The sequence below is a fragment of the Shewanella sp. FeAMO genome (assembly GCF_053653955.1).
The window spans coordinates 4829456-4843766 of sequence record NZ_CM132201.1 but is presented as its reverse complement, the minus strand read 5'-3'; the positions used below and the strand labels follow the sequence as shown (position 1 = coordinate 4843766).

The 14311-nt window shown below is 55.9% G+C and carries 10 protein-coding genes; 5 read left to right on the top strand and 5 right to left on the bottom strand.

Features of this window, described 5'->3' with window-relative positions:
• Positions 1-52 precede the first annotated feature (52 nt).
• Genes ACWAU4_RS21725 through ACWAU4_RS21715 form a run of 3 tightly spaced genes read right to left on the bottom strand, consistent with a single transcriptional unit; the run spans position 53 to position 3407 of the window.
• Positions 53-1189 carry an ABC transporter permease gene (locus ACWAU4_RS21725; protein ID WP_394805932.1) on the bottom strand — a complete coding sequence of 379 codons (1137 nt, stop codon included), beginning with the start codon at positions 1187-1189 and terminating at the stop codon, positions 53-55.
• Positions 1186-1920, bottom strand: coding sequence for an ABC transporter ATP-binding protein (locus ACWAU4_RS21720; RefSeq protein WP_028780402.1), 735 nt, complete (start codon positions 1918-1920; stop codon positions 1186-1188). The genes ACWAU4_RS21725 and ACWAU4_RS21720 overlap by 4 nt, the downstream gene beginning before the upstream one ends.
• Positions 1917-3407, bottom strand: a complete 1491-nt coding sequence (locus ACWAU4_RS21715) for an alpha/beta hydrolase (RefSeq protein WP_420908002.1) — start codon at positions 3405-3407, stop codon at positions 1917-1919. Before ACWAU4_RS21715 ends, ACWAU4_RS21720 begins: the two co-directional genes overlap by 4 nt.
• Before the next feature lie 83 nt (positions 3408-3490).
• Here ACWAU4_RS21715 and ACWAU4_RS21710 point away from each other — a divergent pair, with 83 nt between their 5' ends.
• The 4 genes from ACWAU4_RS21710 to ACWAU4_RS21695 all read left to right on the top strand — a co-directional run bounded on the left by ACWAU4_RS21710 (position 3491) and on the right by ACWAU4_RS21695 (position 8805).
• On the top strand, positions 3491-3874 hold the full coding sequence (locus ACWAU4_RS21710) for a GntR family transcriptional regulator (RefSeq protein WP_025009112.1): 384 nt from the start codon (positions 3491-3493) through the stop codon (positions 3872-3874).
• 379 nt (positions 3875-4253) lie between these two features.
• The gene (locus tag ACWAU4_RS21705) at positions 4254-6047 is read left to right on the top strand and encodes an AMP-dependent synthetase/ligase (RefSeq protein WP_156018499.1); all 1794 of its coding nucleotides are present in this window, start codon (positions 4254-4256) and stop codon (positions 6045-6047) included.
• Positions 6048-6174: 127 nt separating this feature from the next.
• Complete coding sequence (locus tag ACWAU4_RS21700; RefSeq protein ID WP_454290387.1) at positions 6175-8379, top strand: toxin-antitoxin system YwqK family antitoxin; 2205 nt, start codon at positions 6175-6177, stop codon at positions 8377-8379.
• Positions 8380-8406: 27 nt separating this feature from the next.
• Positions 8407-8805 (top strand): acyl-CoA thioesterase, encoded by a 399-nt coding sequence (locus ACWAU4_RS21695; RefSeq protein WP_345879476.1) that lies wholly within the window; start codon positions 8407-8409, stop codon positions 8803-8805.
• A gap of 221 nt (positions 8806-9026) precedes the next feature.
• Here ACWAU4_RS21695 and ACWAU4_RS21690 read toward each other — a convergent pair whose 3' ends face one another.
• Positions 9027-9854, bottom strand: coding sequence for an AraC family transcriptional regulator (locus ACWAU4_RS21690; protein WP_454290386.1), 828 nt, complete (start codon positions 9852-9854; stop codon positions 9027-9029).
• 86 nt (positions 9855-9940) lie between these two features.
• Between ACWAU4_RS21690 and ACWAU4_RS21685 the strand changes: the two genes are divergently transcribed.
• Positions 9941-10639, top strand: a complete 699-nt coding sequence (locus tag ACWAU4_RS21685; protein WP_345879479.1) for a glutamine amidotransferase-related protein — start codon at positions 9941-9943, stop codon at positions 10637-10639.
• A 109-nt stretch (positions 10640-10748) separates the two neighbouring features.
• Here ACWAU4_RS21685 and ACWAU4_RS21680 read toward each other — a convergent pair whose 3' ends face one another.
• Positions 10749-14243, bottom strand: a complete 3495-nt coding sequence (locus ACWAU4_RS21680; RefSeq protein WP_454290385.1) for a hypothetical protein — start codon at positions 14241-14243, stop codon at positions 10749-10751.
• Positions 14244-14311: the final 68 nt, after the last annotated feature.

Genomic DNA, 14311 nt, shown 5'->3' with positions numbered 1-14311 from the left:
AGCCAACATTGAATCTCGGCTTGCCTTTTCTTTTGCGGACTTGGGGTTTGGATCAGAGGCCAAACACCACCTTTTCGCTCTTGAGGGAGCGCTCCAGCCCCAGCACCAGGGCGGCGGCTATGGCCAACGTCAGCAAGCTGGATACCAACAGCTGCAGCAGCGGCAACTCCTTACCCTTGATAAAAGCCATCAGCGCCTGTTGCTGCCCTGAGACCGGCAACCACTGCAAGGTGTCCGGCGCTATGTCGTAACTGGCGGTCATTGCCAGGGCCAAGGGCACGAACAGCACTATGGTCAGATAGGACTGGGCTTCCTTGAAGGTCTTGGCCAGGAAGGACACAAACAGTTGCATGCTGGCGGCCAGCAGGGCGACCGGCAAGCCTATCAACAGCATCAGGGCAATAAACTCGGCGCTGATGCTGATGCTGAAGCCGAGCTCCTGCCAAGGCACCATGGGATAGGCAAACTTGGAGATCAGCAAAATCAGGATCAAGCCCAACATGGCAAACACAGTTACCGCCAGCAGCTTGGAGATCACCAATTGCCTCGGGGTGACAGGGTGACTCAGCAGCAGCGCCAATGAGTTGCGTTCACGTTCGCCGGCACTGGTATCTATCGCCAGATTCATCCCGGAAATAAATACCGAGTAGATCATGGTGAAGATGGCGATTCCGAGGATCATTCCGCCCTTGGAGTCGGGCGTGGCCTGATCCTGCAATTGCACCTTAATCGGCTGCATTATCCTGGGATCTATACCGCGGGCCAGTAGGCGCAGGCTGCCCATTTCGGAGGAATAACCCTGCAGCGCCCGCTCCAGACGGCGAATCGATTTCTGCAGCTTTTCATCCGAGTTGTCGGCTATCAGGATCACCTCGGCCCTTTCGCCTTTGGCCATCTGCGTCCGGTATTGCTCGCTTATCTGCAGTATCAGAGCGCCTGCCTGCTCGCTGCTGTCCTGATTGATCCCCTTCTGACCGAGATAGCGCACCAGATCCGGCGCCTGTTCGGCGTTGTCTATGCGAATTTGCAGGTCATCCGGGCTGGAGAGCTGACCAATCAGCACCACAAACAGACCGCACATGATCAGCGGCGTGCCTATGGCATAGTAGAGACCGGCCATTACAGAACGCTTGTCGCGGGCGGCATCCAGCAGTTCCTTGCGAACCAGTGTCAAGAGTCGACTCATCATGCGGCTATCCCCTCATCCGTGCCTATCAATTGTATAAAGGCATCTTCCAATGACTCCTTACCGGTTTGACGGCATAGATCGGCCGGGCTGCCAACGGCCACCACGCGTCCCTGGGTCATGACAATCACCTTGTCACAGAGGGCGGCGACCTCCTGCATCACATGGCTGGAGAACAACACACAGTGGCCCTGGCGTTTGAGATCCAACAGCAGCTCCCGCAGTACCCGGGTGCTCATCACATCCAGCCCGCGGGTGGGTTCGTCGAGAATAATATTGGTAGGTTGATGCACTATGGCCTGAGCCAGTGCCGTCTTCATCCGCTGCCCCTGGGAAAAGCCCTTGCAGTGGCGGTCGGCAATATCGTCCATTTTGAGTTTGCCGAGCACATCGGCAGTCGCCTGCTTGGCGGCCTTACTCGGCATGCCGCTGAGTTCGGCGAAGAAACGAATATATTCCCTCGGGCTCAGGCGTTCATAGAGGCCGAAGGGATCCGGAAACAGCCCAAGTTGCTGCTTGGCCGCCAGCGGATTGCGGCCGACATCTATACCGTCGACTTCGGCTATGCCTTCGTCCGGTTTCAGCAGGCCAAACACAGTGCGCAGGCAGGTAGTCTTGCCGGCGCCATTGGGGCCGAGCAGGCCGGTAATCATGCCATCTTCGGCGCTGAAACTCAGGCCATCCAGGGCTTGAACCTTGCCGATGCGCTTACTCAGATTGGTCACCTTGATCATTTTGTTCCTCCTGGAATGGCTTCCACTGTGCTGGCGTTGAGATAGAAACTGCGACGCACATCTTTGTTGAGACACTCGCCATCCAACTTGTCCGGCGCCGTGCCCTTGACCAGCTCGGCGATCAGCTCATTGGCGCAGGACTGGGCGGCGACACCATGGGTGGCATAGGGGGAGATCAAGTGTCTGGCGTTGCTCAACTGGGCCATGGCCAGTTCGCCCCAGGAAGGCGGCGTGGCGGGGTCCTTGGCTCCGGAAAGCAGCAGGGTGGGGATATCGCTGGTTATCGGCTCGGCAAAGGTGGCCGCCGCGGCCGGGACATTCCAGATAGGGCAGCTTCTGTCCAGGCTACTGAGCATCTCTTTGCCTATGACGCTGGCCTCGGCCTGTTGGCGCTCGGCGGCGGTCAATCTGGGCCAGTCTTCACCGCAAACCACGGCGGCGTGCATGCCCATGGCGATACCTGTGCTATCGACACTGAGAGCCATTAATCCCAGCAGGGGTTGGTATTCCTCCATGGCCGCCCGGTGGATGGCGTAGGGCAGCAGAGCTCTGACCGAGGGGCTGTAGAGCGCCATTCTCAGGCTGCCGAGCAACTTGCTACGGGTCAGGGTCAGCATGGCGATATCGCCGGTTACCGGATGAGGCACCTTCTTCATCACCGCATGTTGCCCCAGGCGCTCGGCCAGCTGGTTCAGTTCCTGACGCAGCTGCGGGTAGGTTTGAGCGCACAAAGCGTCCTGCTCACAATCGCTCAGCAGCAGATCCTGGGCCCGGCCAATGGCGGCGCCTATGGCCAGCACACTCTGCTGCATAGGCACGACGCCATCCAGGGTCATTGTCTTGAGTGCCTCGGGATAGTGGCGCATATAGAGCTGAGCCATGCGGCTGCCGTAGGAGATGCCATAAAGGTGCAGCTTCTGATAACCCAGATGTTGGCGAACCGCTTCGAAGTCGTGCAATGCCTGCTCGCTGCCGTATTGGCTGATGTCGGCATCCAACTTACTCAGGCAGTTACGGGTTTCCTGTTCGACATCGAGTGCTTCGTCGTTATAGGCCAGGGTTTGTTCCAGATCCAACGCCGCACACTCAAGGGCGTTGGACTGGCCGGTACCGCGCTGATCTATCAGCAATATGTCCCGGTTTTGACGGACTTTGCTTAAGATCAGGTCGAAGGTGGCGGCATTTTCGATGGCCGACTGTCCCGGCCCGCCGGCGATGGCCAGTACGGCTTCATTAGGGGCGGTATTCTTGATTGCCGGCAAGACGGCATAGTGGATTGCCAACTGGCGGCCTTCGGGCTTTTGCGGATCCTCCGCGACTCGAATCGTGCCGCAACGCAGACGTTCAGACAGACCATCGACATAACAGCCCGTGCTTTCGGAAGCTGTCTGTGCCTGACTCAGCGGCGTCCAACAAAGCCCCAGAGCCAACAGCAGCATGCTGGTTACGGCAAGCCTGTGGTGCCGGCCAAAGTTCCTTTGCTTCATGCTTGTGTTCCTTTTTGGCATTCCTGCCGGAGTGTGTTAGTTTTATTGGTGTATCAATGTATTAATACAGTGTTTCAAGGCTAATGTTAGAACTATTGCATGTCAACCCCGGCAGCGGCGAACCCATCTACCGTCAATTGAGCGAGCAGATTATCCATCTGATCGTCGGCGGCCAGCTGCCCGAGGAAACCGTATTGCCCTCGGTGCGGCAGATGGCTGAGCATCTGGCTGTAAACCCCATGACAGTTTCCAGGGCGGTGAAACAGTTGGTGGAGCAGGGATGGCTGGAGCGGCGACGCGGCCAGGCAACCCGGGTAGCCCAGCGCCGGGCCCATCAGAATTTGTCGGCCGAGGCCATTATAATGCCGCAGCTTGAAGACTTGTTGGCAACGGCGCAGCAATTGGGGTTGTCGCAACAGGGGCTGCAACAGTTGATAGTCAAACATTGGCCCCGAACCAAGGAATAACAGGGAACAAGTATGAAGCAGCTGGCCGGTTATTGCATTTCGCCAAGATTGGACTGTGAGTCTTAGGGAAGGTGCGAATAAGTCCTCGTGGTCTTCTCTTTTGTAGAGAGTGGCTTGCACAGCAATTGGCGTTCAAGGCACCTTCCTTAGCTGCGGTGGCGCGGGTCAGGCTGCTCTTTACCAAGGGCGTTGTTTCATCTTGGCCGCAATAGATTATGGCGTACAGAAGTACTGGAACCCTGATATAACAACTGGTCTGATCTCTATGAGTGGAGCGTGATACTGTACGGAATTAGAGCAAAAGCTCTTATGTTTGCCTGAGCCTTGGGGTAGAATCTCAAAAGCGGAACAGCTGTAAGCTAAAAAGGTAAACCGAGTTATGTCTCTAGAGCAGTACAGAATCACCCATCTCTTGCGTCAGCAGCTTAAAGCGCGCGCAGAGCATATCGCCCTGGAAGGCTTCGAAATGGCTGCGCCTTGGGATAAGGTCAGCTGGAATGAATTTAACCGTATCAGTGCTGCCATTGCCGGAACTCTGATTGCCAACGGCTTTGAGGTTCAGGATCGCGCCGTGATCTTGTCCCACAACTGCCCGCAATGGACCTGTGTCGATGTCGGTGTGATCCGCGCCCGAGGTGTTGTGGTGCCGGTTTACCCTACCTCCACCCTGGAGCAAGCTGCTTATATCATCAATGATGCCGGTGCCAAGCTATTGTTTGTGGACAACAAAGCTCAGTATGAACTGGCTTGTGAGTTGGAGTCCTTGTGCCCGACACTGAATTGCGTGGTGGTGTTTGACAAGCAAGTCACCCTCAAGCAGCCCCATCATCAACACCTGGACACCCTGCTTGAGCAGACAGTGCCCGAAGACGCTCGTACTGAGCTGGCCGCCAGGGAACAGAGCGCCACTCTGGATGATCTGCTGACTCTTATCTATACCTCAGGTACGACCGGCGATCCAAAGGGGGTGATGCTGGATCAGCGTAACTTCGCCTCGGCCATGCGCCAGCATCAACAGAAGATCCCTTTCAGCAGTGACCAGGTGTCACTGGTTTTCCTGCCCCTGAGCCATGTTTACGAGCGGGGTTGGAGCTTCTATGTGCTCAGTCGTGGTGGTCGTAACGTTTATCTTGCGGACACTCAAAGAGTCAAAGAAGCCATCGCCGCCGTGCGTCCTCACACCCTGTGTGTGGTACCCAGATTCCTGGAGAAGGTATACAGCGCGGTGCAGGACAAAGTTGCCCGAGCCGGAAATGGTCGCCGCAAGTTATTTGCCTGGGCATTGTCAGTGGGCGAGCGCCAGTTTGAGGTGATGCAGGGCCGGGCCAAACCCAGTGCCTGGTTGTCGTTGCAATGGCGCCTGGCCGACAAGTTGGTTTACGGCAAACTCAGAGCCGCTCTCGGTGGTCGCCTGCAGCTGATGCCCTGTGGCGGCGCGGCTTTGGATGCCAAAGTGAGTGCGTTCTTTGCGGCCATTAACCTGCCGGTACTCTGTGGTTACGGTATGACAGAAACCACGGCAACCGTTACCTGCAATACATTGGACAACAGGGTTACAGGTTCCAACGGCCGCTGTATGCCTGAGGTGGAAGTTCGTCTCGGGGCCGAGAATGAGATTTTGGTTCGCGGTGATACCGTGATGCGCGGTTACTTCAACCGTCCCAAGGATACTGCCGAGGCCTTCGAAGATGGCTGGCTCAGGACTGGTGATGCCGGCTACCTGGATGAACAGGGCAACCTGTTTATCACCGACAGGATCAAAGAGCTGATGAAGACCTCCAACGGCAAGTACATTGCGCCGCAGCGGGTTGAAGGCAAGGTGGGTTGCTGTCCCTTTATCGAACAGGTGGCGGTGGTTGCCGATGCCCGTAACTATGTGACTGCGCTAATCGTTCCTGCCTTTGAAGCCCTGGAAGCCTGGGCCAAACAAAAGGGACTCAGTTATGAATCCCCGCTGGAGTTGATACGTCACAGTCATGTGGTGGAGCATTTTGAAGAAAGGCTCAAACACCTGCAACAGGAGCTGGCGGGTTTTGAACAGATCAAGAAGTTTACCCTGCTGCCGGAAGCCTTCTCTATGGAGGCGGGTTTGATTACCCCGACTCTCAAGCTCAGACGCAAGATGATCTATCACAAATATTCCCGCGAAATTAACGCCATGTATGGTGGTTAATTCTGAAAAAGGCTGCCTGGGCAGCCTTTTTTAATAGCATGATTCCTTTAGATTTAATACCGGCTGTTGTAGTATTGGCCCCCAATCTTGGCCGGGTTGCCAAGGTCATTTCTCAAGGAAGCAGTATATGGAACGACTATTCCAACCGGGCTTGCTCACAGGCTTATTTCTCCTTATTTTTTCCCCGCTTTCTTCAGCCTCTGAATTGGCTCACGGTCCGCTGACACTACCGGCAGGAGACAATGAGCAGTTGTCTTTCTACCGTGATTCCGAGCAGCTGCTGGCCCAGATAAAGGGCGACAATGACAGTGAAACACTGGACAGCTTCCCGGCAGCGACTCAGGTTGTCGCCGTCTTTTATCAGGATCTCGATGGTGATGAGCAGCGCGAAGTCCTGGTGATGCTCAAGAGCGACTCAGAACTTTCCATCAGGGGATATGGTCGGGACTACAGCAATTGGCAGTGGCTGCAGCGCCTGCAGCCCAGGCTTGACCGGCTGGCTCCTTCCCTCAAACACTTCACCGTGGCCGAAGTGCGTAAACAGTTGAAGCGCTGGCCGCCGCAACAATATTTGATGACTTACGATATTGACGCCACTGATGACGCCAACATCAGGGCCTTGCTGCAAGGTGCCCTGGAGAGTGACGGGCAGCTCTTGGGTTACCGGGATGAAGAGGGGCGGGCGGTGAAGCGCGCCGAGCAGGCGTACTCCTATCGGCTCAAGTATCCCGTCAGTATTAAAGAGGGACAGACAGCATTCTTCCTGACAGCCAGCTTCGAGCGGCTCAGCTTTGGTATTGGTGAAGCTGAAGGATTTATGGTGACCGAAGTGGCTTACCAGCGCGATGATATCGAGGGGGAGGCCGGTCGCAGTGGCCCGCTGCTGGGGTTTACTCCTACCGGTGGCACCTGGGGCGGTGTGACACTGAGTGCCTATTACCAGGGCGGTAAGTTGCATGGTAGTTGGGCCAGCTATAGCCCACGAAATGGCCGTATCAACGCCGCCGGTGACTATAAAAATGGCTTGCAGCAGGGCGAGTGGATAGAGGCTGACTTCGATGGTCGTTTTTGGCGGGGGCAGTACGTCGACGGTAAGCAACAGGGCCTGTGGAAGCTGGAATCCGACTATGACGAAACCTTGTCGCTGGGGTTTGCGAACTACAAAGATGGCTTATTGCATGGTGAATACGAGGAGCTTCTGGCCGATTTTGGCAGTGACGCCGAACCCACACCCACAAAAATCTGGCTCAAAGGCGTGTACCTTGACAACAAACGTCATGGCCCCTGGATTGAAGATGGCAACCGGGTGACTTATGACCACGGCTTGAAAGATGGCCTCTGGGTTGAGATGGATGGCGAATCTGAGCTGCGGACCCATTACCATCAAGGCAAGAAACAGGGACTGCGGCAGCGACTGGGTCGCAGCGGCAAACTGCTGCTGGAAGAAAATTATCTTGCCGATCAGCTTGATGGCCAGAGTCGTTACTTCTATGCCAGTGGCCAGCTGAAAAAGCTGGCGCAGTTCAAGCAGGGTAAGCAAGATGGCCAGCAGCTGTATTTCCATGAAAATGGTCAACTGAGCAGTTTGTATGATTATCAGGCGTACCAAGATAAAGAGGGTCGTTGGTATGAGATCCTTCAGGGACGGGTTCTTAGATACAGTGAGCAGGGGCAACTGCTGGAGGTGCAGCAGTATCGTGATGCTCGCGCCGAAGGCCGCTGGTATCGCTTCGATAAACAGGGGCAACTGGAGCGCCTGCAAAACTTCAGTCAAGGGCTGGATCAGGGAATGCAGGCCAGCTTCAGCCCTCATGGGATCTCCTCTTTTCGGACCGTAGAAAAAGGGATATCCATAGGCGATGGCTATCGTTTTCACCGCAACGGCCAGTTGCAGGAGATCAACTTCTATTGCGATTATGACGGCGCGGCAACCAGCAATAACCTGTGCGGTTGGCAACACAGCTTCTATGAAGATGGTCAGGATGCTTGCTTCAGACGCCTCAGCTACGGTTATGAACAGGAATATATCTGCTATGACCGTGAGGGACGGCTGCTCAAGAGCCAGGAGCTAACGGCGGCCAACAAGATGGTTGAACGCCGTTACATCAATGGCAAGCTCCATAAGGAGGAGCCGAGGATCTCTGTATACAACCGGATGATCAATGGCGAACAGGTTTACAACTTCAATGGTGCCCGTTTCGATGGCGTGGTCATAGGCATCTATCACGATGGCCGCTATGAAACCCTGTATCGGGACGGCAAGAAAATTTGCGGCAAACAGTTTGACCCTCAAGGTAAGCTGAAGGCCGGCAAAGACAAGTGCGAGTTTTAATCAACAATAATAACAATAGGATACCCTATGGAAGCGTTAAGCCTGGATATTCAACCCAGATTCAATGAAACCGATGGCCTGGGCCATATCAATAACACTGTGCTGCCCGTGTGGTTTGAAGCCGCCAGAGAGCCTGTGTTCGAAATCTTCAACCCAGGTCTGGATCTGACCAACTGGAACCTGATAGTGGCCGGATTCACCATCGCCTTTAAGGCGCCCACCTATTACGGTAAGACAGTCAGAGTATTGACCTCGGTCAGCCGCATAGGCAACAGCTCGTTCGAAGTATTGCAGCAGAGTTGGCAGGGAGAGCTGCTGACCGCCGAAGCCAAGACCACCCTGGTGCACTACGACTACAGCTGTGAGCAGAGTCGACCTATTCCGGATGAGATCCGTCAGCATCTGCAGCCTTTGCTGCGGGAGTGAACCAGCACTTTTCGAGCTCAGCCACTATTGCCATTAGGCCAGCGTCTTCTACGCTGGCTTATTCTGGCTGCGGTATTGGTGAGGTGTCTGGTCAAAGAGTTCTTTGAAGGCACAAGTAAGGCAGGGTCGGACTGATACCCCGGATGAGATCAGCCAGCGTCTGCTGCCTTTGCTGCGGGAGTGAGTCGGCGTTTTCCAAGTACAGATTAAGCCAGCGTCTTCTACGTTGGCCTATTCTGGCTACGGTATTGGTGAGGTGTCTGGTCAAAGAGTCCTTTGAAGGCACAGATAAAGGCAGAATCGGACTGATAGCCCGCCTGAAATGCCACCTGTTGCACTGTTTCACCTTGCTCCAACTGCGTCAGCGAACTCAACAAACGTAGGTGCTGGCGCCAGAGTGGATAGCTGCAACCCAGTTCCCGGGCAAACAGCCGGGAAAGAGTGCGCTCGGATGCGCCCACCCGCTCGGCCCATTGGGCCAGAGTCATTTCCAATGCCGGCCTGGCAACTTGTTCATCAAAAATCCGCAGCAGACGTTTGTCTTTTGGCAGCAGTAACCCCAAACGATAGGGCGCCGCCTGGATCACCTCATCCTTGAGAACCGCCAATAACCTCAACCTTGCGTCTGAGGCTTGCGGGCTGGGTGCTTGTGTCAGATGCAGCAGCAATTCCCTGAGAAAGGGAGATACTGCAAAGGGTTTGGCCTGAGTGGGAAAGCCCTGGCTATATGAGGGATCCAGGTAGAGACCAATGAACTGGGTATCCACCAGGACTCTGGACTCATGTTCCTGGGTTGCCGGAATAAACAGGGCGCCGTTATGGGGCAGTATAAAGCGGGTATCCCTGACCTGAGTCTGTAACAGGCCGCTTGCCGGAAACACCAACTGATGCCAGTTGTGGCAGTGCCAGCTATCGACATGCCCTCTGGGCATCCACAGCACTTTGCTGAGCACCCGGGCGTCGGGATAAGCCGCTATCAGCCCGTTGGCATCGAACCGTGCTTCTGAAGCTAGGGTATCTGTTGGGGAAATAGCTTGGCGGTTTGGCAATGTTATCTGTCTTTGTGTCGATATCTATCGGTCTGCTGTCAAGGCTAACATGACGGCCAATTGAACAACAAACGCGGGAGCGACAGGTGAAGGTACATTTTATTCAACATGAGTCTTTCGAAGGGCCAGGGGTTTTGGCGAACTGGTGTCGCGCGCGCGGCTATGAAGCCAGCTATACCCGCCTCTGGCTTGGTGAATCCTTGCCGCAGAGCCTCCAAGGCGTAGGTTTATTGGTTGTGCTCGGAGGCCCACAGTCACCGGCAACCGGCATTGCCGAGTGCCACTATTTTGATGCCCGGGCGGAACAGGCCTTGATAGCCAGAGCCATTGCCGGGCAGGTGGCTGTGTTGGGTATCTGTTTGGGAGCACAGCTGATTGGCGAGGTGCTCGGTGCTCCTTTCGAACCCAGCCCAGAGGTTGAGATAGGCTTCTTTTCCGTGACCTTGACCGCGGCCGGCAGGGCGCATCCAGGCCTGGAAAGCTTCGGCGACAGTGTCATACTGGGGCATTGGCACCATGATATGCCTGGGCTGACGGCCGATAGCAAGGTGTTGGCATTTAGTGAGGTATGTCCGAGGCAGATAGTGGAATATGGTGCCAGAGTGTACGGCTTTCAGTGCCATCTGGAATTTGACGCCGAGGCGATAGAGGCGCTTATCAGTCACGGTGCCGCCGAGTTTAGTCAGCCCCGTCCTTGGGTGCAGCCACCTGATGTACTGCGCCAGGCCGAGACTCAGGAGATGAATGTCTTGTTGTGGCAATTTCTGGACTGGCTGGTGCGCTGAAGCGGGCAGCATAGACAGCCTAAAAGGCGTGCCCATGCTGCCTGGCGTCTATGTGGCCCATAGCCTATGTAGTCCGCCAACCCCCTTGCCTCACCCAAATCGGCGGCGCTTAGGCAAGCTCTGCCATGGCGTCTCTTACCCGGCGGGAGTCATCTTTGGCCAGTGCCGAGAGCAACTCGGCCGCGTCGGGATAGTCGCCTTCCAGGCAATCGATCAGCTCGATTTTCTCATTGACAGTCAACTGAGTAACAAGGGGCGTCAGAGTGCCGTTTCTCAGTTGAGCGACTAGCCAGTCACAGGGAGCTTCATATTCCCCCTTGCCGAGGCAAAAACGCAGCAGTTTCATCGGCTCAAGCCGCAGCGGCTCCAAGGTTTGCAGCAGCCAGCTCAGCGCGGCTTCCTGCAGCTCATCGCTGTCCTGGTATCTCCTGTCTATGTATCGTGCCGCTGGCCAGTCACCGCGCTGCACCTTGTCGGCCATAAAGGCCCGCAATAGCTGCTCATCGAACAGTTCAAATCCCAATTGGTAGCCAAGCAGGAGCTGCAGCAGTCGCTGCCGGGTTGGGGTGGGAAGCAGCCACTGGAACTGCTTGAGATCATAACGCTCGAAGGATGAGTAGATACTCAGCTCATCAAGGGCGAACAGGCGTTGCAGGCAGGCTTGCATGGCTGCCAGCGGCAATTCACCACTCAGGTATGCTTGCAGTCGAGCATTGACCAAGGCAACCCTGGCATCGACTGAGTACAGGGCCTTGAATGCCGCCAAGATCTCCTCGGCGCTGACACTCTCGTCAAACAGCAGCACCTCGCCCGGAACACCTTGGGGCAAGCCCTCCGGCGGTATCGCTTGGGTCAGCAATAATGCCTGCAACTCTTCACCCTGACGCCGAAGCAGGCTGACATTGAGCCAGTCCCACCTGTCATCTTGGGCCTGCTCGCAAACCACAAGTTGTGGCGCGGCAACCACAGGCTGCTTTATGCCCCGCTCCAGCAACTGGCAGCGGCCATCAAAGTCTTGAGCCAGTACCCGCTGCCAACTCTTGAGGTTGTCACGAATAAAATACTCGAGGCAGAGTGACCATTCCCGCTGCAGCTCGGGGTGTTGGATAAAGCCTTGTCCGGGGTATTGCAGCTCCAGCAGTTCGAAGGCATTGAGCTTCTCTCTATCCGGCAGTCGTCTCAGTGCCTGCAGCAGTGAATCTGCCTGGCTCGATGAGGCCTGGGCCAACTGGCTCAGCTGCGCTAGCGCGCGCAGGGTGTTGGCGCCATCGGCATTGCTCAGCGACAGTTGGAAGTCAAACACTGTCAGCAGGGCTTCACTGACGCCGAGTGATCGCATGCTGCTGACAAAGCCCTGGCGCTCGGTATCAGAGTCAAACTCAGGGTCGAAATTATCGTCACTGTAAGGCATGGCGGCATAATGCAAGAGCTTGAGTGGCGCCAGTTCCAGAAGCCATTGCCACAGGCGCTGGGCCAGTATGAGAGCCGGTGCTTGCGGCTCATTTGGCTGAGTTGAGGAGTGAGTGAAAGCGTGCTGCGAGGCCAGCAGAAAATAGCACAGCATGGCACCGCGGCGAAAACCGTCTTGTTTGTCGAACAATAGGTATTTGGGCTGGAAGTCACTGATGGGCTCCAGGGTCAATTGGCGGCCAACATCATCACGCCCTCTTCGATAGAGCTGGTCTTGTGCCAGCTGCAGCGCCTCAAGCTCACAAAGAGAGGGTTCGGGCCGACAGATAAACGCCTTGAGAGGCTTGGCATCGTCTGCGGCCTGATTGAGTACTTGCCCGGCAAGCAGTTCCCAAGGACTATTAGCGTTTAATCTCTCGCTCAGCGCCCGGCTGATGGCGTCATGGCACCCGGCCAGACAGTCCTGTTGCCAAAGGAAGGCCAGCAAAACATAGTGGCCGAGCTCCATCTGGCTCAGTGGCCAGTTATCCGGGTTGGCAAGCTGCCGGTGTTGCCGGAACAAGGCCAGGGTCTTGTTCAACAAGGGGCGGTTGTAGACCTGGCGCTTGTCGTTCCATTGCTGCAACAGTTTAACCAGTTGCGCCTCAAGCAGCGCCTGCTCACTCGTGTCGCTGAGGTTGCCGTAGCGCTGCAGATATTGGACATCATCGAGCAGCCCTTCATCGTCGACCAGGTTTTCGCGGATCTCTTCCAGTTCGGGTTTGCCAAGCCAAGCGAACCAGATATCCAGCAGGCGTAAATACTGCTGTTGCCTTTGCTGCAGACTCTTTGATGGCAAAATATCGGCAAAAGCTTCGACATCTTCTTGATCACCATGGAGCAGTTCATAACGGCTATCGCTGAGAATACTGCTCAGCTCTTCGGCAATATGCCGATTGGATTCTGCCGTAATGCAGTAGTCGATTATGTAGTGATAGAGCCCCAGGGCTTTGGCCTTACAGGCGGGAACTAATGCTATTGGTTGCTGAGCCGCCAGCGCCTGGGATTGGCTGCCATCATGCAGATATTGCCACAGTGCCGCGCCTTGGGGTTGCGCCAGTGCCAATGGCTTTAACAGACGCAGCAGTCTGCCCGGCCGCTCATCGTCCTCATCCTGATAGCTGTCGTCTTGTTCATCTGCGTCGGTTTCGGCGCTCCCGGTTATGCCGCATCTGTAACAGGCCAGGGCGCCACCGGCCTGGCTCTCTATGGCGGCGCGCAGGTCGCTTATCTCCTCTTCGAGATTGGCGCAGATAAACTGGCTTTCAAGCAGGGTATCCAGCCCCTCGTCCTGTTCAACTTCAAACCAGGCAAACTCAAGCGGGTACATGCTGACAAAGAAATGCAGCACGGCATCGACTCTGCCGAGTGGGCGGTCTTCGGCGGCGAGCAGTTTGGGGCTATTAAGTAAACGCTCGCTCAACAGCTGTTTGAACAGAGGATATTGCTGTGGATTTTGCTTGAGGAAGTCGGCCAGTGGCTGATGACTCTGAATGCCGGTTTCGCCGCTGTAGAAGAAGCCCTGGCGCAGATGGTCACTGTCGCACCAGACAAAGGCCCGCAGCATATTCGGGCTCCAGCCATTGAGCTCGAGCAGCCGTGTCATATATTGCTCATAGCCATTGCTGTAGACATTGTCCCAGGCGGGGATAAGAAAGCGTGCCAATAGCCAGGCCAGTTCGGGTGTGCGCCGGGCCAGCAGAAACAGGGCCTCGACCCCGAAAATGCGGCTGTCGTCCAGCCACATGCGCTGCAGATCATTGTGCCTGCGGGCGAAGGCTATCATGGCCTCTGCGGTGGCCAGCAGTTCGGGTGCCAGGCGAGGGTGTTGCATGGCAATGGCGAACAGCAAGGGTTCAGAGAGGTAGCGGTCACACTCGTCGCTGATGAGTGGCGGCAGCATGAACCCTTCGCCATCCGGCCCCAGGCTCAGGGCTTCCTGCAGCAGAGCGCGCAGTGCTGAATCTTGCAGGTCATCGATTTGCAGGCGGCGGTTACCGCTGTCGGTCACTGCGACAAATTCGATATCGAACATGCCCTGGCGCAGAATAGTACCTTGCTGCAGTTGTTGCCGGTATTGCGCCAGTGCCAGGCTGATGGAGAGAGGATCCCGGGGATCCAGCGGGATAAGGGTGTGCTTTTTAAATGACTGCATCTTCCTGACTCAGTAACTGCGAAGGCCAAAGGCCTTTAAACGAGGCGGGATGATAACAAAAGTTGTTG

Coding starts and splice junctions, on each gene's coding strand:
- ACWAU4_RS21725 (WP_394805932.1), bottom strand. CDS start 1,189: ATGATGAGTCGACTCTTGACACTGGTTCGCAAGGAACTGCTGGATGCC.
- ACWAU4_RS21720 (WP_028780402.1), bottom strand. CDS start 1,920: ATGATCAAGGTGACCAATCTGAGTAAGCGCATCGGCAAGGTTCAAGCC.
- ACWAU4_RS21715 (WP_420908002.1), bottom strand. CDS start 3,407: ATGAAGCAAAGGAACTTTGGCCGGCACCACAGGCTTGCCGTAACCAGC.
- ACWAU4_RS21710 (WP_025009112.1), top strand. CDS start 3,491: ATGTTAGAACTATTGCATGTCAACCCCGGCAGCGGCGAACCCATCTAC.
- ACWAU4_RS21705 (WP_156018499.1), top strand. CDS start 4,254: ATGTCTCTAGAGCAGTACAGAATCACCCATCTCTTGCGTCAGCAGCTT.
- ACWAU4_RS21700 (WP_454290387.1), top strand. CDS start 6,175: ATGGAACGACTATTCCAACCGGGCTTGCTCACAGGCTTATTTCTCCTT.
- ACWAU4_RS21695 (WP_345879476.1), top strand. CDS start 8,407: ATGGAAGCGTTAAGCCTGGATATTCAACCCAGATTCAATGAAACCGAT.
- ACWAU4_RS21680 (WP_454290385.1), bottom strand. CDS start 14,243: ATGCAGTCATTTAAAAAGCACACCCTTATCCCGCTGGATCCCCGGGAT.